Below are 24,199 nucleotides of genomic sequence, written 5' to 3'. Positions count from 1 at the left end.
CGGCAAAATAACCCGCCCAATTTATAGGGTTTTTGATCCTGCGCACCGTATTCGTATGATGAATGCATAGAATCGTCATACTTCTTTGGTGGCAGTTTCTTTTTCAGGGACAGTTATGTCGCTCTCTCGCTCTGTCAGCGTGCTGCTGTTGGCCTGCGCGGCATTCGTGGCGCAGGCCTCAACATCATTTGAACTGACGACCGCCTGGCCGGTCAACGTGGGGCCGCTCAATCCCCATCTTTACACCCCCAACCAGATGTTCGCCCAGAGCATGGTGTATGAGCCGCTGGTGAAGTACCAGGCTGACGGCAGCGTGACGCCCTGGCTGGCAAAAAGCTGGACCACATCAGCCGATGGCAAAACCTGGGTTTTCACCCTGCGCACCGATGTGACCTTCTCTAATGGTGAACCGTTCAACGCTCAGGCAGCGGTCGAGAACTTCCGCGCCGTGCTGGATAACCGCCAGCGCCACGCCTGGCTTGAGCTGACCAATCAGATTACCGACGTAAAAGCGCTCAGCGAGAGCGAACTGCAAATCACCCTGAAAAGCGCCTACTACCCCTTTTTGCAGGAACTGGCGTTACCGCGACCGTTCCGCTTTATCGCCCCCTCACAGTTCAAAAACCACGAAACCCAGGACGGCATTCTTGCGCCGATCGGCACCGGGCCGTGGGTGTTAAAAGAGACGCGTCTGAACCAGTACGATGTACTGGTGCGTAACGATCATTACTGGGGTGAGAAGCCGCAAATTAGCAAAATAACGGTGAAGGTCATCCCCGACCCTACCAGCCGGGCCGTAGCGTTTGAAACGGGGGATATTGACCTGCTCTACGGCAACGAAGGGCTGCTGCCGCTCGACACCTTTGCCCGTTTCAGCCAGAACCCGCAATGGCACACTCAACTTTCCGCCCCTGTAGAAACCATCATGCTGGCGCTGAATACCGCAACCTCGCCGACCCAGGATCTGGCGGTGCGTGAAGCGCTCAACTATGCGGTGGATAAAAAAACCCTGATCGACAGCGCCCTCTATGGCACGCAACAGGTTGCCGATACCCTGTTTGCCCCGAGCGTACCGTATGCCAACCTTGGCCTGAAACCGCGCCAGTACGACCCTGAACATGCCCGCGCATTGCTTGATGAAGCGGGCTGGACGCTGCCTGCCGGGAAGACGGTGCGTGAAAAATCAGGCCAGCCATTGCACCTCGAACTGGCCTTTGTTGGCACCGATGCCCTGAGCAAATCCATTGCTGAAATCATTCAGGCGAATCTGCGGGATATCGGGGTGGATGTCGCCCTGGTGGGGGAAGAGGAGAGCAGCATCGATGCGCGTCAGCGCGACGGGCGCTTTAGCATGATCTTCAACCGCACCTGGGGCGCCCCCTACGATCCCCATGCGTTTATGAGTTCCATGCGTGTACCGTCCCACGCAGACTACCAGGCGCAACGGGGTTTAGCGGATAAACCGCTTATCGACAAAGAGATCGGCGAAGTACTGACCACGCAGGATGAAGCCCGGCGCCAGGCCCTGTACCGCGACATTCTCACCCGCCTGCATAACGAAGCGGTCTATCTGCCGATTGGCTACGTCTCAATGATGGTGGTGGCTAAGCCGACGTTAGGCACGATCCCCTTCGCCCCCATCACCTCTGAGATCCCTTTTGATAAAATTAAGGTTATGGCCCCCTGATGCTGCGCTACGTGTTTCGCCGTCTGCTGATGTTGATCCCGATGATCCTCGGGGCCTCGGTGGTGATTTTCCTGCTGCTGCGTCTGGGCACCGGCGATCCGGCGATGGATTATCTGCGCCTGTCGAATCTTCCGCCCACCCAGGAGATGATCGCGTCAACCCGCGTGATGCTTGGGCTGGATAAACCGCTGCCGGAGCAGTATCTGCACTGGCTGTGGCAGGCGCTGCATCTCGATTTTGGCCTCTCTTACGCCACCCAGCGCCCGGTACTGGACGATGTGCTGCACTTTCTGCCTGCGACGCTGCAACTGGCGGGCGTGGCGCTGGTGCTGATCCTGCTGACCTCGGTGCCGCTCGGCATCTGGGCGGCGCGGCACCGCAACCGCCTGCCGGATTACGTGGTGCGGCTGATCGCCTTTTTTGGCGTTTCGATGCCCAACTTCTGGCTCGCCTTCCTGCTGGTGATGTGTTTCTCGGTCTGGCTTAAATGGCTCCCGGCGATGGGCTATGGCGGCGGGCAGCACATCATCCTGCCTGCCGTATCGATTGCCTTTATGTCACTGGCGATCAATGCCCGTTTACTGCGCGCCAGCATGCTGGAAGCTGCCGGGCAGCGCCATGTCACCTGGGCGCGGCTACGCGGACTGAGTGAGAAACAGACCGAACGCCAGCATATTATTCGCAACGCCGCCCTGCCGGTGGTGACAGCGCTGGGCATGCACGTGGGCGAGCTGATTGGCGGCACGATGATCATCGAGAGCATCTTTGCCTGGCCTGGTATTGGGCGCTACGCGGTGTCGGCCATCTTCAACCGCGACTACCCGGTCATTCAGTGCTTCACCCTGGTCATGGTCATCGCTTTTGCCCTGTGCAACCTGCTGGTGGACGTCCTGAGCGCGGCGTTGGACCCACGTCTGCGCCGCCATGAAGGAGCACACGCATGACCTTCCTCCATCGTGCCCGCCCGTCGGTGCGTCTGGCGCTGTTGATTTTGCTGTTACTGCTGGCGATTGCGCTGACCTGCCAGTGGTGGCTGCCGTTCGACCCGCAGGCGATTAACTTGCCCGCTCGCCTGCTGCCGCCGGGCAGCGAGCACTGGCTGGGCACTGACCACCTTGGGCGCGATATCTTTTCACGGCTGCTGGCCGCCACCCGCGTGTCGCTCGGTTCAGTGATGCTCTGCCTGCTGCTGGTGCTCAGTTTAGGCCTTACCCTTGGCGGCTGCGCCGGGTTGTTGGGCGGACGCGTAGACCAGTGCATCATGCGCGTCGCCGACGTGTTTATGACCTTTCCGACCTCCATTCTCTCGTTTTTTATGGTCGGCGTGCTGGGGACCGGACTCACCAACGTGGTCATTGCCATCGCGCTCTCCCACTGGGCGTGGTACGCCCGCATGGTACGTAGCCTGGTGATTTCCCTGCGCAGTCGCGAATACATTCTCGCTTCACGTCTGAGCGGCGCGAGTTATGCCCGGGTGTTTATCGACCATCTGGCCGGGGCGGTTATTCCTTCACTGCTGGTGCTGGCGACGCTGGATATCGGCCATATGATGCTACACGTGGCGGGGATGTCGTTTCTTGGCCTTGGCGTGACCGCACCCACGGCGGAGTGGGGCGTGATGATCAACGACGCCCGCCCGTACATCTGGACGCAGCCGCTGCAAATGGTGTGGCCGGGGCTGGCGCTGTTTATCACCGTGATGGCCTTCAACCTGGTGGGAGACGCCCTGCGCGACGACCTCGATCCCTATATGGACACGGAGCACGCTCACTGATGCCCTCGCAATTAGCCCTGCGCAATATCACTCTTGAGGCGGACAGATGTCTGACCGAGAACGTCTCGCTGACCCTTCATCGGGGACGGGTGCTGGCCTTAGTCGGCGGCAGCGGCAGCGGGAAATCCCTGACCTGCGCCGCGGCGCTGGGTGTACTTCCGGCGGGCGTTCATCAGACAAGCGGCAGCCTGCAGGCCGACGGTCAGCCCGTTTCACCGCAGGCATTACGCGGCCTGAACGTGGCGACTATCATGCAAAACCCGCGCAGCGCCTTTAACCCCCTGCACACCATGGCGGCCCATATGCGCGAAACCTGTCTGGCGCTCGGTAAGCCCGCCGATGACGCTGCGCTGATCGCCGCACTCACTGCCGTCGGGCTGGAATCCCCGGAACGGGTGCTCGGACTTTATTCGTTTGAGATGAGCGGCGGCATGCTGCAGCGCGTGATGATCGCGCTGGCCCTGCTCAGCGAGGCCGCTTTTATTGTGGCCGATGAACCCACCACCGATCTCGATGCCGTCGCCCAGGCGCGCATTCTCGATCTGCTGGAAAATATCATGCTTACGCGTGCGCCGGGCATGCTGCTGGTCACCCATGATATGGGCGTGGTCGCCCGTCTTGCCGATGACGTGGCAGTCATGGAAAACGGGAAAATTGTTGAACAGGGGAGCGTTGGGTCACTCTTCGCCGCGCCGCAGCATCCGGTCACCCGGCAGCTGATTTCTGCGCATCTGGCGCTGTACGGGATGGAGCTAACCCCATGAATCTGCTGACGGTTTCCGGTGTATCACACCACTATCAGCATCATGGCGTGCTGGAGAATATCTCACTGGCCATCAACAGTGGAGAAAGCCTGGCGCTGCTGGGCCGCAGCGGCTGTGGGAAAAGCACGCTCGCACGGTTGTTGGTCGGGCTGGAGTCACCTGCAGACGGCGAAATTTATTGGCAGGGTAAACCGCTAAAAAAGATGCCCCGTTTGATGAAAAAAGCGTTTCGCCGGGATATTCAGTTGGTGTTTCAGGATGCCATCAGCGCCGCGAACCCCCGTAAAACGGTGCGGGACATTCTGGCCGAGCCGCTGCGCCACCTGCTGAATCTGTCTAAACAGGAACAGCAGGTACGCATTAAGCAGCTTATGACGGATGTAGAACTCGACCTCTCGCTGCTTGAGCATCGGCCGCCGCAGTTGAGCGGAGGGCAGTTGCAGCGCGTCTGTCTGGCCCGCGCGCTGGCAACTCGCCCCACGTTGCTGATTCTCGATGAAGCCCTGTCCAGTCTGGATCGAGTGCTGCAGGCAGGCGTGATACGGCTACTGACAAAACTGCAACAACAGTCGGGCATCGCCTGCCTGTTTATCACCCACGATTTGCGTCTGGTAGAACGCTTCTGCCAGCGCGTGGTGGTGATGGACAATGGCCATATCGCGGAAGATATTGCCGTGACTCATCCGTTACGCTTCACCTCTCTGGCCGGACAGGTACTGCAAGAGGCCGTCCTGCCCGCCCTTCCCCGCCCACGCCCCGAAAGGACGATGCCATGCAACGTGTAACCATTACCCTTGACGACGATCTGCTCGCCACCCTCGACAACTTAAGCCAACGCCGGGGCTACAACAATCGCTCGGAAGCACTGCGGGATATTCTGCGCGATGCGCTCAGCGAGGAAGCCACCGTCAATCCCCAGACCCACGGCTACGCGGTGCTCTCCTATGTTTACGAACATGAGAAGCGCGATCTGGCGAGTCGCCTTGTCGCCACGCAGCATCACCATCACGATCTCTCCGTCGCCACGTTACATGTCCATATCAACCACGACGACTGCCTGGAGATTGCGGTGCTGAAGGGCAATATGGGCGAAGTTCAGCATTTTGCCGATGATGTCATCGCCCAACGCGGCGTACGCCATGGCCATTTACAGCGCATTGCCGGGGTTACGCCGTCAGGTCACGGGCATACGCACGGTTTGAAACGTATTGTTCTGTAAGCCGTAAGGCCTGTTCAATGCGTGAGGGTTCGAGCGAGAAGGGTAAATACGCCAGCGCATCACGCGGAAACGGAATGCTCCGTGCCACGGCCTGAATGACCGCCAGGCGGATCTCTTTGAGCGGCGCCAGCGTCAATGGCATATCGTACTGACGCAGCAGCGCCAGTAGCACCGGATCGGGCTGACTGTTGTCATTTTCCAGAATAGATTGCACCAACAGGCTGAACCCCACGCGCTCACCGTGCAGCCAGTGGCGTAAAGCCGGCTCATGGGTCAGACGATTGTGAATGGCGTGTGCTACGCCTGGGGTGGGGATTTCGCCCCGCACGCTGTTAGCCATACCGGCAACCGCGATGTTGGCATCAATCACATTAATCAATGCATCAGACACCACCTGCGCTTTATTATCGCGAATAGCCTGCTCACCGTGCTTTTCAAAAATCTCTACCGCCAGTCGCGCGTTCTGGACTTTTAATTGCAGCGCGAGGTTATCGGGATTCTTTTGCAGGTAAGGGCGAAACTCATACCATTTCGCCAGTGCATCGACGATACCGGCTTTTAAATAACGCACGTCGCTGCGGGCAATAATTTCACTGTCCACCAGCACCAGTCGCGGCATCGTGCGCAATGCCTGGCTGCTGATTTGTGCCCCTTCAGCGGTGTAGAAGACCGCCAGCGGGGACCAGGCCGCACAGGTTGCTGCGGTGGTCGGAATGGTCACCGACTCGCCTCCCTCCAGCAGATCGGCCACCGCTTTGGCGGTATCCAGCACCTTGCCACCGCCTACACCCACGATAAAGTTGATGCCCAGCGCTTTCGCCCGTTGGACGTAGCGAGCCACGCCTTCCTCCGTACAGTATCCGGTCATAATTTCGGTCTGCCAGCGAATACCACTGGCACGCAGACTCTCTTCAAACGCCGGATTCACCTGCGCCCACGCCTTTACGCTGGTAATAATTAAAATATGTTGAGTGAGTGGCGCAATATATTTCCCTGCGTCATGACGAATACCAGACTGGTGAAACCAGGTCTGCGGAGTTTTTATCGCAAGCATTGGCATGTCCATGTGTGCGCGAATTATTTCGCGTTATGCCACCATGCTACAAAATTAAAAATTAAAAACAACATTCTCTATTTCTTCTATTTTCATATCGATAGCTAAATCCTGAATAAGCGTAATTCAATGTTTTTGAAAAAAAACAATAACCAAGGAAAACAGCAATAGCCTGGCAGCATCACCGCGGGTGACACCTGAAAAATTCCCCTGCGTAAACTGCTACGCTTAATGGTTTCCGATCGCTAAAAGGAGCAGAGGATGAACATTGATCTGAACGGGAAGGTTGCACTGGTCACCGCGTCGACCGGCGGTATTGGTTTTGCTATTGCCACGGGGCTGGCAGAAAGCGGCGCAGAGGTGATTCTCAACGGGCGCAGCGAAGGGTCGGTAAGCAAGGCGCTGAAGGCGCTGAATGAACGCGTGCCGGGGGCGAAAGTGCGTACCGCCATCGCCGATTTAGGTACCGCAGAGGGGGTAGAAACACTGCTGAGTGCGGCGACGGACGCCGACATTCTGGTTAACAACGCCGGGATTTACGGGCCGCAGGATTTTTATGAAACCGACGACGCCACCTGGGAAAACTACTGGCAAACCAACGTGATGTCTGGCGTGCGTCTCTCCCGTGCGCTGCTGCCTGCAATGGTGAAAAAAGGCTGGGGTCGCGTGGTCTTTATCTCCTCCGAATCGGCACGCAATATCCCTGCCGATATGATTCATTACGGCGTGACCAAAACGGCCCAGCTCTCGCTGGCGCGCGGGCTGGCCAAGTTTGTCGCCGGAAGTGGCGTCACGGTCAACAGCGTTCTGCCTGGCCCAACCCTTTCCGATGGTTTTACCGCCATGATGCAGGACGAAATAGAAAGAACCGGTAAATCGTTGGATACACTGGCTAAAGAGTTTGTGATGGCGAACCGCCCCAGTTCCGTTATTCAGCGGGCGGCAACAGTGGAAGAAGTGGCGAATATGGTGGTTTACGTTTGCTCGACTCAGGCATCGGCGACCTCAGGCGCGGCGCTGCGCGTTGACGGCGGCGTGGTGGATGACATTCTGTAACCCGTTCTGGCAGGGCACGCGGCGTGCCCTGCCGGGAAAATCACGGCCATGCCGGATAGTAGCGGCTCATCATGATCATCAGCATCGGCGTGGTCAGGGTTGAAAGAAGAGTTGAAATCAGCATGCTGGTAGCCGTCGCCCCTTGCAGCACATTGAATTTCTGCGCCATCAGATAGACGTTAATCCCTACCGCCATCGAACCCAGTAACACCACCACCTGACTCTCCTGCTGCGGCAGATGCAGAGCATAAGCCAGCAGCCAAATCAGCCCTGGCATTAGCACCAGTTTGATCAGGCAAATGGCGGCGCTTTCCCGTAGCCCCTGGCTTATCTTGTAATGCGAAAGACTCATGCCCAGCGTCACCAGGGTCAGGGGCGCGGCGACTTGCCCGAGCATACTCACCGGGCCATCAATAAACTGCGGCAAGGGATGGTGCGTTGCGCTCCAGGCAAAGCCAGAAAAGATCCCGATAATCAGCGGATTGCGCAGCACATTCACCAGCGTTTTGCCGATCCCTTTCAGGGAAAAACTGCCACTCTGCGCCCACTCCACGGAGACGGTCACCAGCGTCCACAGAATCAGGCTGTTAAACACCAGCACCAGTGCGACCGAGGCGAGGCTGCCCTGACCGAGAAGAATCACCGCCACCGGAATGCCGAGCATCACATTATTGGAGAAGATGCCACCGAGGCCAAATACCGATCTTGAGATAGCATCGAGGCCAAACACGCTTTTTGCGACAATGCGCCCAACGATATAGACCAGCAGACAGCTCCCGAAGTAGGCAATCAGCAATCGCATATCGACCGGGGGGCTTTGGTAGAATTTACTCATCACCTTAAATAACATGCACGGCAAGGCAACGGAAAAACAGAAGCGGTTAAATACCGCGCTGGCCGATTCTGGCCAGCCGGCAAAACGCCCGAGACAATAACCCAACGCAATTAATGAAAACAGCGGTGCAGACAATATCATTTGCTGCGTAAGCTGCCCGAGGAAATTCGCGCTTTCCATCCTTTACCCTGCCTGTTCTATCCAAAGTGAATAAATTTAATGTTTTTTGGCAGTATAAGGATTTCAACGCGAAGCGTCAGGGAAGCGGTGCGGGTTTGTAAAATTGCACGGGATATATTTGGCAGCTGACCAGGGGGGTGATGTGGATTGTTGACCCTCACCCCTGCCCTCTCCCTAAAAGGGAGAGGGTGCAAACCAGCCCCTCGCCCAAGTAGAGCTGAGGAATCCCCGGTAATATTACGTTTTACAGCGATAACATTGCTCAATGAGAACACAACAGTCACCGCGATGACTGGGTCCGGCTGAAAATCGACGAAGCGTATCCGCAAGGCCGGGGCGACGCGCAGGGATGCGCGGCGAGGGCGACTTTACACGGACGTTTCCTTCGCCCGTCCCCGATTAGCCTGAAGGAATATGCGTAGTGCACCGCGCCAGCGGCGATTTTCCTGGCCGGGAGCCCGGGTCGCCAGGGTGGTGGCGGTGAACCACCCTGGCACGTTCACGGGTTCTGTCGCTACAGAAAAGCAAGGAACATAAGGTGAACGGAATGCCCCTCAGAGCCGCATGTTTCCCCTCACCCTTACCTTCTCCCTATGAAAACCGGTCCCTCGCCCCTTGCGGAAAGGGTTAGGATAAGAAGAAACACAATTAACTCAGATAATTACCCTGCGCCTTAGAGAAAAACGCCAGCGTCTCTTCGAGATTCTTCGCCTGCTCTTCCAGCGACATCGCCGCCGCAGAAATTTCCTGTACCAGGGACGCATTCTGCTGCGTTGCGCTGTCCATCTGATTGACCGCCACGCTCACCTGACCGACACCTTTGGTCTGCTCATCAAGCGCCTGCACAATCTCGCTCATCACCAGATGCACGCTCATCACCGATTCGATAATTTGCTTCATCATCGTCCCGGTTTCATTGACCAACGCCACGCCCTTACTGACGCGCCCTGCGGACTCGTCAATCAGTGTGGAAATCTCCTTCGCCGCGTTTGAGCTGCGCTGCGCCAGGTTGCGCACTTCGCCTGCCACCACCGCAAAACCCCTGCCCTGTTCACCGGCACGGGCCGCTTCAACCGCGGCATTGAGCGCCAGGATATTGGTCTGGAAGGCAATGCCATCAATGATGCTGTTGATGTCGCCGATCTTGCCGGCACTCTCATCAATCTTGCCAATGATGTCCACCACTTCTCCCACCAGCGTCTCACCCTGCCCGGCAATTTGCGCGGCCTGTTCGGTCAGATGCGTCGCCTTGAGGACGTTATCGGCGTTGTTTTTCACGGTCACAGAAATTTGCTCCATGCTCGCTGCCGTTTCTACAATCGCCGCCGCCTGCTCTTCCGTACGTGATGCCAGGTCGAGATTCCCCGCCGCTATCTCACTGCTGCCCGCGCGCACCGAATGGCTGGCATCACTGATGCTGCCCACGATACGCTGGAGCTCAGACTGCATGGTGTGCAGGGCATAGAAGATGCTGTGGTTGTCTCCCGCTTGCACCGGAATCGGGTTAGTCAAATCCCCCTGCGCCACGGAGAGGGCGATTTCAGAGGCTTCCGACGGCTCTCCGCCCACCGGGCGCGCCACTTTACGGGTGAAGACCAGCGCCACCACCACGCTGACAATGATAATACTCAGAATCATCAAAATGATGGCGTTACGCAGGTAGTTCCAGGCTTCTGCCATCACTACGCTGACCGGGGTAACAATGGCGAGCTTCCACGGCGTCTGGCTGTTACCCACCTCAATGGATTGCCAGGTCACAAACGCCGGCTCGTTTAACAGCGGGTCATCGATGCGCGTCACCGCTTCCCCGGTAATCGCCCCGCTCCAGGGTTTACCGGCCATGGTTTTGTCCGGGCTGGAAATGACTTTGTTATCCGCCGAGAGCAGCAGTGCGTAGCCTGCCCCTTCCCAGGGCTTGATTGCACTAATCATCTTTTGCAGCGTTTCCAGCGAGAAGTCTGAGGTGACGGAACCCTGGAATTTGCCCTCGCGCATAATCGGTGACGCAATGGAGGTGAGCATCACATCCACGCCGTTGTAGGGGTAGATATAGGGCTCGATAATGACATCTTTCTGACGCTGACGCGGCAGCACATAGTAATCGCCGCTGCCGGGCGTTTCATAATCCACGAGGTTGTGCAGCGCCGGGTTGCCGCCATTATCACGATCCACATAGCGGGCGTAACGCCCTGCCGGGTCCTGTTCTGGCTGGCCCGCAAAGTCGCTGTCTTTACCGTCAAACGCGTTGGCCTCGAAGGTCAGCGACATCGACAGAAAGTCATTATGCTGGCGCAGAAAATCGGTGAGTAACTGGTCGAGGCCACGGCGGTCGGTGAGGCCCGACTGATGTAAAGACCAGGCGCTGATCCCCAAATCGCGCGAGGCCGTCAACGCGGTATCGAGCTGCTGCTGCACACGCAATGACTCAGTATGGGCGATTTGTTGCAGGTGTTTTTGTGCGACGGCTTGTTGTTGATTCATAGACTGCCAGAGCAGCAGCCCGATGGTGACCAGGAACCCGGCAGTGATAGTGACAAATATCGACGCCAGCATCAGCGTTCTGGCGGTCAGTTTCTTTCTTGCTTTCATGTTTCCCCACTTGGGCCGAATCCTTGTGGCCAACAACGCGTTCAATGTATTCAGCTCATATTTCATATATCGGTAAAAAATCGTTAACACTTAAATCAAATAAGCATTAAATTTTTTTTACAATGTTTTGAAGGGGTTTGGGGAAGGCAGGGCTCGCTATAGCGTATTGCCATGGTAGATCTGGTAACCCAAATCCACCGTGTTGCGGTTAAGGCCATCGTTTCTGAGTTTGTTCAGCAGCATTTGCGCCGCCATCCGGCCAATATCAAAGCGTGGAGTAATAACGCTCGCCAGACTCGGGATCATCTGTTTGCCCATTTCCAGGCCATGAAAACCGGCGATGGAGATCTGTTCCGGCACGGCAAGCTGATGCTCACGGCAATGTAACAGCGCGCCCATGGCAATATCATCATTGGTACAAAAAACCCCATCGAGATCCGGGTGGGCAAGCAGGGCTTCACGCATTAACTGCGCGCCAAGATGGATGGAGGAGATCGCACGCGGGTTGATGCGGTGCGCCTCAAGATGATGCTGCCTCATCGCATCATCATAGCCGCGAAAACGCTGCTCATCGCGCATGTCATCTTTCGACCCAAGATAGATAATTTTTCGCCGCTGACGTTTAGCCAGCATGGTCGCCACCATTTCAAATGCCGCCTGGCGGTTGTTGAACCCGACGTCCATGTCCATTCTGCCGCCCTGCACATCCATCAGTTCAACAATAGGAATTTTGGCGGAGCGAAGAAATTTTACCGTGCGCGGCGTATGGTGTTTTTCTGAGAGAATAATACCGTCGATGTTATAGGAGAGCAGGTTAATCACTGACTCCTCTTCAGAGACCTTATTGTAATTATAATTAGCGATAAGTGTTTGATAATTATGCTCAGATGTCACGGACTCAATACCGGCAAGAATATCGGCGAACAACTGATTTTGGAAAGAGGGTATCAGCACACCTAACGTGAAACTTTGCGCATTGAGCAACATGCCAGGCGCACGATTTGGCACGTAGTTAATCTCCTCCATGATCAACGCAATCCGCTCCCCCGTCGCTTTCGCCACCTTTTTAGGGGAACGGATATAACGACTGACGGTCATTTTGGTGACCCCCGCCAGCGTAGCGATATCCTGTAGCGAAATACGGTGGTTTCTCATCGTTCCTCTCTGCCACGGGGAAGGACTTTACGCTTCCCCGTGGATGCTAAAAATAGGCCACAAATTTAATGCAGGATGGCATTGAGACACAGTACGCCAAGCAAACCCATCACCGAGATTAGCGTTTCCATCACGGTCCAGGTGCGCAGTGTCTCACCAACGCTGAGATTAAAGTAGCCTTTGAACAACCAGAATCCAGGATCGTTAACGTGTGACGCAATCACGCTACCCGCACCGGTTGCCAGGACCATTAACGCCGGATCCGCATGGGTGATATTAATAATCGGTAACACCACGCCTGCGGTGGTGATCGCCGCGACGGTAGCGGAACCGAGCGCAATACGCAGCACGGCCGCCACGGTCCAGCACATCAATAGCGGCGAGAGCGTCGTCCCGGCCATCATCTCCGCAATGTATTTCCCCACGCCACTGTCGACCAGCACCTGTTTAAAGGCGCCGCCCCCGGCAATGATGAAGACAATCATGGCGATCGCACCAATGGACTCACCCACCATGTCCATCACCTTTTCGAGGTTTCGTCCGTTACGCAGACCCAGAGTAAACACCGCGATCACAATGGCGATAAACAGCGCCACCGCCGGGTTACCCACGAACTCGAAGAAAATGCGAACTCCGTTCGTCTTCGGCAGATTGATTTCACATACGGCGGCAATCGCCATCAGAATAATTGGCATCACTGCCGCAAAAATACTGTTCCAGAAGCCCGGCATTTCATGGTCGGCAAAAATATGCGGGTTGAATAATCCTTCCGGTGGCGCTTTTTCAAATTTGGTCAGCAGCTTAGAAAATAACGGCCCTGCGACAATGACGGTCGGGATGGTGATGATCATGCCGTACAACAATGTTGTACCGAGGTTTGCTTCGAAAATGGTGGCGATGGCGGTCGGGCCTGGGTGAGGCGGTAAGAAGCAATGCGTCACCGATAATGCCGTGACCATCGGAACGCCCACATACAACAGCGGCAAACCGGAAGAGGCCACCACGGTAAATACCAGCGGCAGCAAAAGCACGAAGCCCACTTCGAAGAACATCGCCAGGCCCACGACCAACCCGGTGATGACCAGCGCCCATTGCACGCGTTCTTTACCGAACGTCGCAATGAGCGTTGTCGCGATGCGCTGCGCTGCGCCGGTATCAGAAATCAGTTTCCCCAGCATAGCCCCGAAACCGAGGATCATCGCCAGGCCGCCAAGTGTGCCGCCAATGCCGCCCTGAATGGAGTGCAGCACGGCTTGCGCATCCATTCCTTCAGCAAACCCTACCACAGCAGCAACCAGCACCAGGGCAATAAACCCGTTAACTTTAAAGCCAATCATTAAGACCAGCAGCAGGGCTACGCCTGCCGCGATAATCAGTAATGGCATAATCGATTCTCTGTTATGTGTGAAACAGCAGCGCCGGAGCGCTGCATCGTCTTACCTGAAGGTCACACCGCGACCAGCATGCCGCCATCGACGAACAGCAAGTGTCCGTTAACAAAATCGGAGGCTTTTGAGGAGAGGAACACGGCCGCGCCAATCAGCTCTTCCGGGTTGCCCCAGCGTGCGGCTGGCGTACGTTTGCAGAGCCAGCCGGTGAAGGCTTCATCTTCCACCAGGGCTTTGGTCATCTCGGTTTTGAAGTAGCCCGGCGCAATGCCGTTAACCTGGATGTTGTAACGCGCAAGCTCAACGCACATTCCGCGGGTCAGCATTTTTACTGCCCCTTTTGACGCCGCATACGGGGTAATGGTGTCGCGGCCTAACTCGCTCTGCATGGAACAGATATTGATAACCTTGCCAGCCTGACGTGTAATCATGCGGCGAGTGACCGCCTGAGACACCAGGAACACCGCAGTCTGGTTAACGGCAATCACATCGTTCCACTCTTGTTCCGGGAACTCCGTAAACGGATGGCGACGTTGAATGCCGGCGTTATTCACCAGCACATCAATCGGCCCGGTTTGCGCTTCAATACGCGCAATCGCCGCGTCAATCTCGTCTTTTTTGGTAACGTTAAAAGGAGCCGCCACGGCACGAATGTCTGCGGCGCGCAGCTTGTCGACCGCTGCATCTGCTCTTTCCTGATTAATATCGTTCACAATGATTTGTGCGCCATATTTTCCAAGCCCGGTCGCCAGCAGATAGCCAATACCCTGTGCAGAACCGGTAATCAGGACGTTTTTGCCCGCCAGTGAAAAGAGGTCATTCATTCTGTTATTCCTTATCGCAACGCATCAAAAAACGAGCTGAACCTTGGCGGCCTGGGTTTTATCACCCGCAAATATCAGCGCCTGTTCAAGTTCATGGAAGGGATATTCACCGCTTAATAACGGCAGCGGATTGACGACGCCCGTGGCAAGCCAGGAGACGGCGGTGTTGAATTCAGAGGTAAAACGGAAAGAACCTTTCAGGGCAATTTCTTTGGCGATAAGCATCATCATCGGGAAGTCAGGAACCGCACCGCCCATTCCGACCTGTACCATCACGCCTTTGGCCCGGGTCACTTCGAGACAGGTAGTGATGGAGCCCGGATTGCCGGAAACCTCAAAGCTGACATCGAAGTAGCCTTTTTCTGCTTTCCACGGCGTCAGGTCTGCGCTGCGCGGGTCGATAAGCGTATCGGCGCCCATCTGCTGCGCCATCTCCAGCGAACGCGGGCTGATATCCGCGCAGACAATTTCTGCGGCACCCAGGGTTTTGACTGCGCTGATAATCAGGCATCCAATCGGCCCTACGCCGGAGATAAAGACGCGTTTACCCTGCAAGTCCCCCGCCTGGTGCGCAGCATGGATTGCCACGGCCAGCGGTTCAGCAAAAGCCATCACTTGTTCACTGGCATCAGCGGCATACGGAATGCACTGCGCGGTATCGACCACTTTAAAGCGGGTAAAACCGCCATCGACATGGGGGAAATACATCGCACTGCCAAAGAAACGCATTTCAGTACACTGATTCTCTTCTTTCGCCAGACAATATTTACAGTGTCCACAAGGTTTCGATGGATTTACTGCAACCGGCTGACCTTCTTTTAATTTCTCTGAATCAGTATGAACAACATTACCAATAACTTCATGGCCAAGAATCATCGGTGCTTTAACCGTAAAATTACCCACCTTACCTTCTTGATAATAATGCAAGTCGGAACCACAAATACCCCCACGGGTTATTTGCACCAGCGTACCTTCATTATTCCATTCAATTTCCTGGTCGCTAACGTCAACAGTTTGCTTACCCGCGACAACGCAGGATTGTGTTTTAATTTTCATGTTTCCTCTCTGGTCAGGACGTGGCCTGGTGGGCATTTAAGCGGTTTTGACAAGGCAGAATTGTGAGGTGCGTCACGCATAAAAATTGTTACACTGCAATGTTACGCATAACGTGATGGGCTTTATAAATCTGCTTTACCAGGCTAAAAAAATCATAACCCTGCTCTCTCTGACGGGGTATTATCCGCGCCATAACGTACTGACAGGGTAAAAATAATGAGCGGTGAGAGTTATATTTTGATGGGTGTTTCCGGCAGCGGAAAATCATTAATTGGTAATAAATCAGCATCTTTATTGGGTGCAAAATTCATTGATGGTGACGATCTTCATCCCGCGAAAAATATTGATAAGATGGCTGCCCGTATTCCTCTTACCGATGAAGACAGATTACCCTGGCTGGCTCGGTTAAATGACGCGTCCTACAGCCTGTATAAGAAAAATGAAACCGGGTTGATTGTCTGTTCGGCATTGAAAAAACGTTACCGTGACATTTTGCGTGAGGGCAGCCCGAATGTGCATTTCTTGTGGCTGGACGGTGACTACGACACCATCCTCGGAAGAATGGCGAAACGGGAAGGCCATTTTATGCCGGTCGAGTTGCTCAAAAGTCAGTTTGCTGCACTGGAACGCCCCGGCCCCGAAGAGCCAGACGTGGCCCGCATTGATATCAACCATGACATTGAAAATGTGGTTGAACAGTGCGTCAGGGCGGTCAGAGAGTTAAGAGAAGCGAGGGGGAAAACAAGGTAAAATGGCGCGGGTGTGGCGTTAATAAAGGTAACGACAGGCTGCAATCAGAAGCGCATCGTTGGTAATGGAATAAACCAGACGATGCTCTTCAGTGATACGGCGAGACCAAATTCCTGCCAGGTTATATTTTAAAGGCTCAGGTTTCCCTTTTCCCTCAAACGGTGTTCTGCGGATATCCTTGATAGACGGCGATTATTTGAACAGCCCCGATCACATCGCAAATCCCGACGCGCTCAGCTCCTTTTCCACCCAGGCGAGAAAGACTTTTACCTTCTCTTTCTGCTCATTGACGTGCGGCAGAACAAAATGGTGCGCGGCTACCGCCATGCTGCGATCGTCGTTGAACACCGGCACCAGATTGTGCTGACGCAGGTAGTCGTCAGCCAGCAGGTTACTTTCGAGGATAATCCCCATCCCCATTCTGGCGGCTTCGATACTCATGTAGGAGCGGTCAAAACTGAAGTAGTAATTCTTATTGTGATGCTCAACGCCGTACCAGGCGAGCCAGGTATTCCAGTTCACCAGCGTACTGTCAGAGTGAATGAGTTCATATTGCAGCAGATCCGCAGGCACTTTAATGGCCTTACCCGCCAGATAGTCGCGTGAAGCAAAAGGGATCAGCTTTTCATTCTTAATGGTTTTCACGTTCAGCGTCGGCCACTCCGGCAGGCCGTGACGCACATCGATATCCAGATTATCGCGCGAGAACTGTAGGTTCTCATACGAGCAGGTCAGGCTGATTTTTAGATCAGGGTATTCCTGTCTGAATTTATTAAGACGTTGAATGAGCCATAACAGCCCAAAACTGGGGGCCGAATGAATACGTAAATGCTCATGATGAATATCATTAATGACCTGATCGGTTGCCCGCCCGATAACACTGACCGCACCGGATACTTCTTTTAAATATTTCTCACCAATAGGAGTAAGCGAAACGCCTTTGCCGCTGCGAATAAAAAGTTTCTTACCAATAAATTGCTCCAGACTTGAAACCTGATGACTCACCGCTGAAGCGGTAATATTCAAAAAATCAGCCGCCTGATTAATACTTCCGGTATTAGCGACTTCAATAAACGTCTGAATATTTCGCAGCGAGGGGATCGGCAATGCTTTTTTTGGGTTTGCTTTTGTCATTGTTAACTCGCTTTTGTCAATTGCCTCAATAGCTGCATCACACTTCGCATCTACTACCAATGGGTAACCCGGTGCGTTCACAGGGTTACAACCATAAAGCGCAAGGATAAAACCTCTTATAAAACAGGGAGGATAAGTTTAGGGACTAATTTCAGCCTCAGGATTTATCATTTTGTGACGGACTTTGCATTTTTACCCCTTTGCTTAAATGAAAGCGATTCTGGATGCCTGGTTACATGCGTCAAATCACGAATCAAATTTTTCTCAATATGAATTGAGGTTTTTTGCATGCCCGGCATTTTGGCGCATTGATATATTTCATTCGCAGGTCTGAAAATAACCGTGAACGTTGAGTCCGGAACGTACCCCTAAGATAAAAAAAATAAGAGGAAACCCTATGTCCCGTATAGATAGTCTTGTCTGTACCGGCACCAAGAAAACTCACTATCGTTTTTTGGTGCTGGCGATTATATTCGCGGTATATGCGATTAACTACGCCGATCGTACGAATATCGGTGCCGTTCTTCCGTTTATTATCGAAGAGTTTCATATCAACAACTTCGAAGCCGGGGCGATTGCCAGTATGTTCTTCCTCGGCTACGCAATCAGTCAGATCCCCGCCGGTTTCTTCATTGCGAAGCGGGGTACGCGCGGGGTGGTAGCCCTGTCGATCTTCGGCTTTTCCGCCTTTACCTGGCTGATGGGAACCGTCAGTTCCGTCTTTGGCCTGAAGTTAGTGCGCCTGGGGCTGGGATTGAGCGAAGGCCCCTGCCCGGTCGGCCTCGCCTCTACCATTAATAACTGGTTCCCGGCGAAGGAAAAAGCGACCGCGACAGGAGTGTACATTGCTGCAACCATGTTCGCCCCCATTATCGTGCCGCCGCTTGCCGTATGGATTGCGGTCACCTGGGGCTGGCGCTGGGTGTTCTACTCCTTTGCCATTCCCGGCATTTTTATTGCGATAGTCTGGTATCTGTTTGTTAAATCCCGCCCGGCTGACAGCGGATTTGTCTCTGAAGCCGAGCTGGCGGTGATTAACGCGGATACTAATGAGCAGCAACAAGTGCGGCAAAATATTGAAATGCATCCCCGGTTTGCCACCCTTGACAAATTTATCCGCGTCAAAAAACTGGCACCGATTGCCACTGTAAAAGGGTTATTCACCTCTAAAAACATTCTCGGTGACTGTCTGGCCTATTTCATGATGGTTAGTGTGTTATATGGCTTATTGACCTGGATCCCGCTCTATCTGGTGAAGGAAAAAGGCTTTGATTTTATGCGTATGGGGCTGGTCGCCAGCATGCCATGCATTGGCGGATTTGTGGGGGCAATTGGCGGCGGATTTATCTCCGACAAATTATTAGGGCGTCGCCGTAAACCAACCATGATTTTCACCGCCATTTCGACGGTCATTATGATGGTGATTATGTTGAATATTCCGCAAAGCACCCTCGCGGTCTGCACAGGACTTTTCTTCGTCGGTCTGTGCCTCAATATTGGCTGGCCTGCGTTTACGGCCTACGGCATGGCGGTTTCAGACAGTAAAACCTACCCCATTGCGTCATCCATTATTAACAGCGGCGGAAATCTGGGCGGTTTTGTCTCCCCGATGGTCGCCGGGTATTTATTAGATACCACCAACAGTTTTAATTCTGTATTTACCTATTTTGGCGCCTGCGCCGCCATTGGCTTGCTCATTATTCTCACACTTGATGAAGCGCAATAATATTTATTAACCACCACCTCATTTAATGTAATGGAGTAAATTATGTTGTTAAAAGACAAAGTCGCCATTATTACTGGCGCGGCCTCCCCACGCGGTTTAGGTTTTGCCACGGCGAAATTATTCGCTGAGAACGGCGCAAAAGTGGCCATTATTGATTTAAATAAAGAGGCCAGCCAGTCCGCCGCAGCAATGCTGGGTAGCGAACATATTGGTCTTGCTGCCAACGTGGCCGATGAAATTCAGGTACAGGCGGCGATTGAACAGGTGATCGCAAAATATGGCCGTATCGATGTGCTGGTCAATAATGCCGGGATCACCCAGCCTATTAAATTGATGGACATTAAACGCGAAAATTATGACGCCGTACTGGATGTGAGTCTGCGCGGCACGCTGATTATGTCTCAGGCCGTTATCCCAACCCTGCGTGCACAACAATCCGGCAGCATCGTCTGCATCTCTTCCGTTTCTGCCCAGCGCGGTGGCGGCATCTTTGGCGGTCCTCATTACAGCGCCGCAAAAGCCGGTGTCCTTGGCCTGACCCGTGCGATGGCCCGCGAGCTTGGCCCGGACAACATCCGCGTCAACGCCATTACCCCTGGGCTGATTCAGACCGATATCACCGCCGGGAAACTGACCGACCAGATGCGCGAAAACATTCTTGCAGGCATCCCGATGAACCGCCTCGGTGACGCCGTGGATATTGCCCGTGCGGCACTGTTCCTCGGCAGTGACCTCTCCTCTTACTCAACGGGTATCACGCTGGATGTTAACGGCGGGATGTTAATTCACTAAGGGAGAGCATCATGACGAATAACGATATTCAGAAGGTTGCCGCCGCCGCATGGCGCATCCGCCGCTACGCCCTGCGCATGGGTGAGGTTCAGGGCCAGGGCTATATTGGCCAGGCGCTGGGCTATGCCGACGTACTCGGCACCGTTTTTGCGCACATTATGAATCTCCGCCCGCACGAGCCGGAGTGGGAGGAGCGTGACCGCTTCCTGCTTTCGCACGGCCATTACGCGATTGCCTGTTACGCGGCGTTCATTGAAGCCGGCATTATCCCGGAGGAAGAGCTGGAGACCTATGGTTCTGATGAAAGCCGCCTGCCAATGTCCGGGATGGCAACCTACACGCCAGGGATGGAAATGTCCGGCGGCTCGCTGGGTCAGGGGCTGAGCATCGCCGTGGGCATGGCCCTCGGCCTGCGGCAGAAGAAAAACCCGGCGCTGGTAATTAACTCCATGTCGGACGGCGAGCTGGATGAAGGCTCAACTTGGGAAGCGGCAATGTCGGCCGCCCACTATGGTCTGACGAACCTTATCAACGTGGTGGACGTTAACAAACAACAGGCCGATGGCGACTCACGTAAAATTCTCGGCTTTGAGCCACTGCATGAGAAGTGGGCCTCTTTCGGCTGGTACGTTCAGCGCGTGGACGGCAATGATCTGCCTGCCGTCATCAGGGCTTTTGAGAATGCCAAAAGCTACCCGGAAAACCAACCGCGCGTCATCCTTTGCGACACGCTGATGGGTAAAGGGGTGCCGTTCCTGGAAACCCGCGATAAAAACCATTTTATCCGCGTTGATGCCGACGAATGGCAAAAGGCCATCGCCGTTCTGGATGCCAACAAACCGGAAGGAGTGCTGTAATGAGCCAGACCACTGCGGGCAAAACCCGTTTAAAAACCTCGGCGATGATTGCGTCGATTGCCGATGAAGGCCAGGCCACGATTCCCGCGCCTTTTGGTGTGGCCCTGTCAAAACTGGCGGCTGAGCGCCCGGATATCGTCGGAATGACGGCAGACCTGTCGAAATACACCGATTTGCATATTTTTGCCCAGGCGTTCCCGGAGCGTTTCTTCCAGATGGGGATGGCAGAACAGTTGCTGATGGGAGCGGCAGGCGGAATGGCAAAAGAGGGTTTCACTCCTTTTGTGACGACCTACGCCGCCTTTGCCACCCGTCGTGCCTATGATTTTATCCATCAGGTGATTGCTGAAGAGCACCTGAACGTCAAAGTGTGCGCGGCTCTGCCAGGGTTGACCACCGGCTATGGGCCAAGCCATCAGGCGACGGAGGATCTGGCGATTATGCGCGGTATCCCAGGGCTGACTATCGTTGATCCCTGCGATGCACTGGATACGGACCAGGCGGTGCGTGCTATCGCTGATCACAATGGGCCGGTCTATATGCGTTTGCTGCGCGGCAAAGTGCCCCTGGTGCTGGATAAGTACGACTACACCTTTGAACTGGGGAAAGCGAAGCTGCTGGAAGAGGGTAACGAGGTGCTGATCATCTCCTCGGGCATCATGACCATGCGCGCGCTGGAAACCGCACAGAAGCTGCGCGAAGACAATGTGAGCGTGGCAGTGTTACACGTGCCCACCATCAAGCCGTTGGATGAAGAGACCATTCTGGCGCAGGCGGCAAAACCGGGTCGCCTGGTGATAACCGCCGAGAACCACACCTGTGTTGGCGGGTTGAGCGAGGCCGTGGCCGCCCTGCTGATGCGCAAAGGCGTGCGCTGCGACTTTGACGTGGTCGCCCTGCCGGACGAATTCCTGCTGGCTGGCGCGTTGCCAACACTGCACGACCGCTACGGCATTTCCACTCACGCCATGGTGGAAAAAATTAAACAGCGTTTGAAATAGCCCTGCCGCCGCCGCGTTCTGCGGCGGCGTTTAACGACTTATTGCTTTTCCACGTGCAAAATAAACTCCGTAATTTCAGAGGGTCGGCCAAGACGCAGCGGGAAACCGCTCCAGAGCCCTGCGCCATTGCTCACGTAAAGCGTCATGTTGCCCACCTGATAACGACCGGAAACAAATCCACCGTTCACGGCTTTCACCGCCTGATCGAGCCCACGCACCATGCCGCCGTGGGTGTGCCCGGAAAGCTGGAGTTTAACGCCAGACTGCGCGTTTTTCACCGCCGTATCAGGACGGTGGTCGAGCAGGATAACGGTGTCATTTGGCGTGGTGCCTTTCAGTGCACGGGCAAGGTCAGGGGCCTCAAAACCAAAGCGTTTGGCAATTTTATCCGTCACGCCCGCCAGCACCAGTGACTCCTCTCCCCTGGAAATACGCACATGGCTGTTCATCAGGAACGGGATGCCCAACTGCTGCCAGGCAGGAATCCATTCGTGATAGTCAAAGTAATACTCATGGTTGCCGGTGATGGCATACACCCCGTCAGCCGCGCGCAAATGGGCGAGCGGTTCGACATCGCTGTAGCGAACCTTTAGGGTGCCGTCTGACATATCCCCGGTAAGGGCAATCAGGTCAGGTTTAAGCGCATTGGTTTTTGCGACAATCTGCTCAACCCATTCACGCGGCAGCAGGCGGGTGGCGTGTATGTCGGCAAGTTGCACCACCCGGTAGCCTTCGAATGCGGGAGATAACCCGGCAATGTTGACGTTAACGGTCCGCACCTCTGGCACCTGAATCGCCTGCCAGACGCCAAAGCCTGAGAGCGCGATTGAGCTCACCAGCAGCGTCAGGGTAACGGGCAGAAAAGGCAGACGTTTACGGGTAACCAGCCGAACAAGCAGCGCGGTAAGATCGCGCAGCAGCAGTAAGCTGGCAAAGAGTACCGTGGCACCAAACAGCGTCCCGATGGCAATCATTGCCGGGCGTGGCCATTCGGGGGAGAACATGCTTCCCCACAGCATCCTGCTGATAAAATGGAACTGGCAAATCAGCACGACCAGCAGGGTAAAGAGTAGCTTCGGGACGACGGGCAGCGAGAGCCGCCAGATAAAACGAAAAGCAATGTACAGCGCCGGTAACAGCGTCCAGAGAAAGAACATCTCAGCTCCATAGCAACAAAAGTGGGACCGCAAAGGTGATAGCTCTTTAAAGCTAGCACCTTGTTGCGTCGTTTCGGTTGCTATTTTCTCTCTTAACGCGGAATGATGTTTTCCGCTTTCAGTTGATCAAAGAGCTGAGTGAACGCGTCGAGCGTGCTGCGATAGCCGGTGAAACCCGCCTTGCGGCTTTTGCTCATGTCAGTAAATGCCTCCATCGGGCGACCGAGGTCGGCATCGGTGTGCCACCATGAGGCCAGCCGGTTCACATCCGTCTCTTTCAGTTGATAACGACCGGCTATTTCCTGCCAGGCCGCCTGCGCCTCTTGCATACGCCCTTCCAGCGGCATCGGTGTTCCGCTAAAGCCGGCGGATGCAATACCGAAGTACGCGGCAAGACGTGGCCACAACCAGTTCCAGCGGAACACATCACCGTTGACCGCATTAAAATCTTCGTTAGCGGCGTTCGGGCTGGATGTAGCCCAGATCAGTTGCTCCGCCAGCAGGCCTGCATCGGTCACGTCGGTGACGCCATTCCACTGCTCGATGGATCCGGGGAAGATAAACGGCCAGCCTTTCTCACGGCACAATGTAGCGTAGACCGCCAGCGTCAGCCCCATGTTCATGGCATTACCGACCGCGTAACCAATAATGGAGTGCGGACGATGCACGCTCCAGCGGTAGTCGTATTTTTCGGCGCCAGCGAAGATCTCATCTTCCTGCGCGTAATAGAAATTATCGACAGGCTGGCGGCCCTGCTCCTCACGGAAGGGGGTCACCGGCACCGCACCTTTACCATAAGCTTCGAAGGGGCCAAGGTAATGTTTTAAACCGGTCACCAGTGCCACATGCGCACCGGAAAGACGCTCACCCAGCGCCTCGATGACGTTTTTTACCATCATGCCGTTGACGCGAATGTTCTCTTTCTCATTTTCCTGGCGCGCCCAGACGCTAAAGAACAGGGCATCCGGTTTGGTTGACGCCAGCGCCGACTTGACGGCCTCAGCATCGGTCAAATCTGCCACCAGGCTGGTGCACCCTTCTGGCACCGCACCGCGTCCACGCGACAGACCCGACACGTTCCAGCCTTCTGTTTTCAGTTTTTCTGCCAGCGCACGACCAATTACGCCGCTGATGCCGACTATCAGTGCTTGTTTCTGCATTCCGGTTTCTCCTTAATCAGGTTAATGATTAGACTAATAGA

At 54.9% G+C, this 24,199-nt stretch carries 22 protein-coding genes and 1 pseudogene; 12 read left to right on the top strand and 11 right to left on the bottom strand.

Features of this window, described 5'->3' with window-relative positions; translation table 11 throughout:
- Positions 1–115: 115 nt before the first annotated feature.
- Genes nikA through nikR form a run of 6 tightly spaced genes read left to right on the top strand, consistent with a single transcriptional unit; the run spans position 116 to position 5,444 of the window.
- A complete protein-coding gene (gene nikA / locus ACUY4Q_RS01550) occupies positions 116–1,687 on the top strand; it encodes a nickel ABC transporter substrate-binding protein (protein ID WP_458045396.1) in 1,572 nt (523 codons plus the stop codon).
- Entirely contained in the window at positions 1,687–2,631 is a 945-nt protein-coding gene (nikB, locus tag ACUY4Q_RS01545) for a nickel ABC transporter permease subunit NikB (RefSeq protein WP_458045395.1), read from the top strand. The genes nikA and nikB overlap by 1 nt, the downstream gene beginning before the upstream one ends.
- Positions 2,628–3,461, top strand: coding sequence for a nickel ABC transporter permease subunit NikC (gene nikC, locus ACUY4Q_RS01540; RefSeq protein ID WP_458045394.1), 834 nt, complete (start codon positions 2,628–2,630; stop codon positions 3,459–3,461). The genes nikB and nikC overlap by 4 nt, the downstream gene beginning before the upstream one ends.
- Positions 3,461–4,225 carry a nickel import ATP-binding protein NikD gene (nikD, locus tag ACUY4Q_RS01535; RefSeq protein WP_458045393.1) on the top strand — a complete coding sequence of 255 codons (765 nt, stop codon included), beginning with the start codon at positions 3,461–3,463 and terminating at the stop codon, positions 4,223–4,225. The genes nikC and nikD overlap by 1 nt, the downstream gene beginning before the upstream one ends.
- The gene (gene nikE, locus ACUY4Q_RS01530; protein ID WP_458045392.1) at positions 4,222–5,010 is read left to right on the top strand and encodes a nickel import ATP-binding protein NikE; all 789 of its coding nucleotides are present in this window, start codon (positions 4,222–4,224) and stop codon (positions 5,008–5,010) included. Before nikD ends, nikE begins: the two co-directional genes overlap by 4 nt.
- Entirely contained in the window at positions 4,998–5,444 is a 447-nt protein-coding gene (gene nikR / locus ACUY4Q_RS01525; RefSeq protein WP_458045391.1) for a nickel-responsive transcriptional regulator NikR, read from the top strand. Before nikE ends, nikR begins: the two co-directional genes overlap by 13 nt.
- Here the strand turns inward: nikR and ACUY4Q_RS01520 are convergent.
- On the bottom strand, positions 5,392–6,498 hold the full coding sequence (locus tag ACUY4Q_RS01520; RefSeq protein WP_458045390.1) for an iron-containing alcohol dehydrogenase family protein: 1,107 nt from the start codon (positions 6,496–6,498) through the stop codon (positions 5,392–5,394). The genes nikR and ACUY4Q_RS01520 overlap by 53 nt on opposite strands.
- A 261-nt stretch (positions 6,499–6,759) precedes the next feature.
- On the opposite strand from ACUY4Q_RS01520, the gene ACUY4Q_RS01515 reads away from it, so the two are divergent.
- Positions 6,760–7,554: an SDR family NAD(P)-dependent oxidoreductase gene (locus tag ACUY4Q_RS01515; protein ID WP_458045389.1), complete on the top strand. Its 795-nt coding sequence runs from the start codon at positions 6,760–6,762 to the stop codon at positions 7,552–7,554.
- 40 nt (positions 7,555–7,594) lie between these two features.
- On the opposite strand, the gene ACUY4Q_RS01510 is transcribed toward ACUY4Q_RS01515, so the two are convergent.
- The 6 genes from ACUY4Q_RS01510 to idnD all read right to left on the bottom strand — a co-directional run bounded on the left by ACUY4Q_RS01510 (position 7,595) and on the right by idnD (position 15,581).
- The gene (locus ACUY4Q_RS01510; protein WP_458045388.1) at positions 7,595–8,569 is read right to left on the bottom strand and encodes an AEC family transporter; all 975 of its coding nucleotides are present in this window, start codon (positions 8,567–8,569) and stop codon (positions 7,595–7,597) included.
- A gap of 648 nt (positions 8,570–9,217) precedes the next feature.
- Entirely contained in the window at positions 9,218–11,158 is a 1,941-nt protein-coding gene (locus ACUY4Q_RS01505) for a methyl-accepting chemotaxis protein (RefSeq protein ID WP_458045387.1), read from the bottom strand.
- A gap of 156 nt (positions 11,159–11,314) precedes the next feature.
- On the bottom strand, positions 11,315–12,313 hold the full coding sequence (gene idnR, locus ACUY4Q_RS01500; RefSeq protein WP_458045386.1) for a DNA-binding transcriptional regulator IdnR: 999 nt from the start codon (positions 12,311–12,313) through the stop codon (positions 11,315–11,317).
- Between the two features lie 65 nt (positions 12,314–12,378).
- Positions 12,379–13,698, bottom strand: a complete 1,320-nt coding sequence (locus ACUY4Q_RS01495) for a gluconate:H+ symporter (RefSeq protein ID WP_458045385.1) — start codon at positions 13,696–13,698, stop codon at positions 12,379–12,381.
- 62 nt (positions 13,699–13,760) lie between these two features.
- Complete coding sequence (gene idnO, locus ACUY4Q_RS01490; RefSeq protein ID WP_458045384.1) at positions 13,761–14,525, bottom strand: gluconate 5-dehydrogenase; 765 nt, start codon at positions 14,523–14,525, stop codon at positions 13,761–13,763.
- 24 nt (positions 14,526–14,549) lie between these two features.
- Positions 14,550–15,581: an L-idonate 5-dehydrogenase gene (gene idnD / locus ACUY4Q_RS01485; RefSeq protein ID WP_458045383.1), complete on the bottom strand. Its 1,032-nt coding sequence runs from the start codon at positions 15,579–15,581 to the stop codon at positions 14,550–14,552.
- 216 nt (positions 15,582–15,797) lie between these two features.
- Between idnD and idnK the strand changes: the two genes are divergently transcribed.
- The gene (gene idnK, locus ACUY4Q_RS01480; protein WP_458045382.1) at positions 15,798–16,331 is read left to right on the top strand and encodes a gluconokinase; all 534 of its coding nucleotides are present in this window, start codon (positions 15,798–15,800) and stop codon (positions 16,329–16,331) included.
- Between the two features lie 18 nt (positions 16,332–16,349).
- Here idnK and ACUY4Q_RS01475 read toward each other — a convergent pair.
- Together ACUY4Q_RS01475 and ACUY4Q_RS01470 are read right to left on the bottom strand one after the other, a co-directional pair.
- Positions 16,350–16,514, bottom strand: a pseudogene (locus tag ACUY4Q_RS01475) (Txe/YoeB family addiction module toxin); the annotation flags it as partial.
- Between the two features lie 27 nt (positions 16,515–16,541).
- Positions 16,542–17,465 (bottom strand): LysR substrate-binding domain-containing protein, encoded by a 924-nt coding sequence (locus ACUY4Q_RS01470; protein WP_458045381.1) that lies wholly within the window; start codon positions 17,463–17,465, stop codon positions 16,542–16,544.
- A 397-nt stretch (positions 17,466–17,862) separates the two neighbouring features.
- Between ACUY4Q_RS01470 and ACUY4Q_RS01465 the strand changes: the two genes are divergently transcribed.
- The 4 genes from ACUY4Q_RS01465 to ACUY4Q_RS01450 are packed head-to-tail and all read left to right on the top strand — an operon-like array spanning position 17,863 to position 21,841.
- Positions 17,863–19,191: an MFS transporter gene (locus ACUY4Q_RS01465; protein ID WP_458045380.1), complete on the top strand. Its 1,329-nt coding sequence runs from the start codon at positions 17,863–17,865 to the stop codon at positions 19,189–19,191.
- 42 nt (positions 19,192–19,233) lie between these two features.
- Positions 19,234–19,983, top strand: coding sequence for an SDR family NAD(P)-dependent oxidoreductase (locus tag ACUY4Q_RS01460; protein WP_458045379.1), 750 nt, complete (start codon positions 19,234–19,236; stop codon positions 19,981–19,983).
- Between the two features lie 11 nt (positions 19,984–19,994).
- Positions 19,995–20,840 (top strand): transketolase, encoded by an 846-nt coding sequence (locus tag ACUY4Q_RS01455; protein ID WP_458045378.1) that lies wholly within the window; start codon positions 19,995–19,997, stop codon positions 20,838–20,840.
- Positions 20,840–21,841: a transketolase family protein gene (locus ACUY4Q_RS01450; RefSeq protein WP_458045377.1), complete on the top strand. Its 1,002-nt coding sequence runs from the start codon at positions 20,840–20,842 to the stop codon at positions 21,839–21,841. The genes ACUY4Q_RS01455 and ACUY4Q_RS01450 overlap by 1 nt, the downstream gene beginning before the upstream one ends.
- Positions 21,842–21,879: 38 nt before the next feature.
- On the opposite strand, the gene ACUY4Q_RS01445 is transcribed toward ACUY4Q_RS01450, so the two are convergent.
- Both ACUY4Q_RS01445 and ACUY4Q_RS01440 read right to left on the bottom strand, forming a co-directional pair.
- Complete coding sequence (locus tag ACUY4Q_RS01445; RefSeq protein ID WP_458045376.1) at positions 21,880–22,998, bottom strand: metallophosphoesterase; 1,119 nt, start codon at positions 22,996–22,998, stop codon at positions 21,880–21,882.
- 92 nt (positions 22,999–23,090) lie between these two features.
- On the bottom strand, positions 23,091–24,158 hold the full coding sequence (locus ACUY4Q_RS01440) for an SDR family oxidoreductase (protein WP_458045375.1): 1,068 nt from the start codon (positions 24,156–24,158) through the stop codon (positions 23,091–23,093).
- Between the last annotated feature and the right edge of the window lie 41 nt (positions 24,159–24,199).

This window comes from Phytobacter cepae (genome assembly GCF_054165735.1).
Note: the sequence above shows the minus strand (reverse complement) of the source record. Positions and strands in the feature narration are given on the sequence as shown.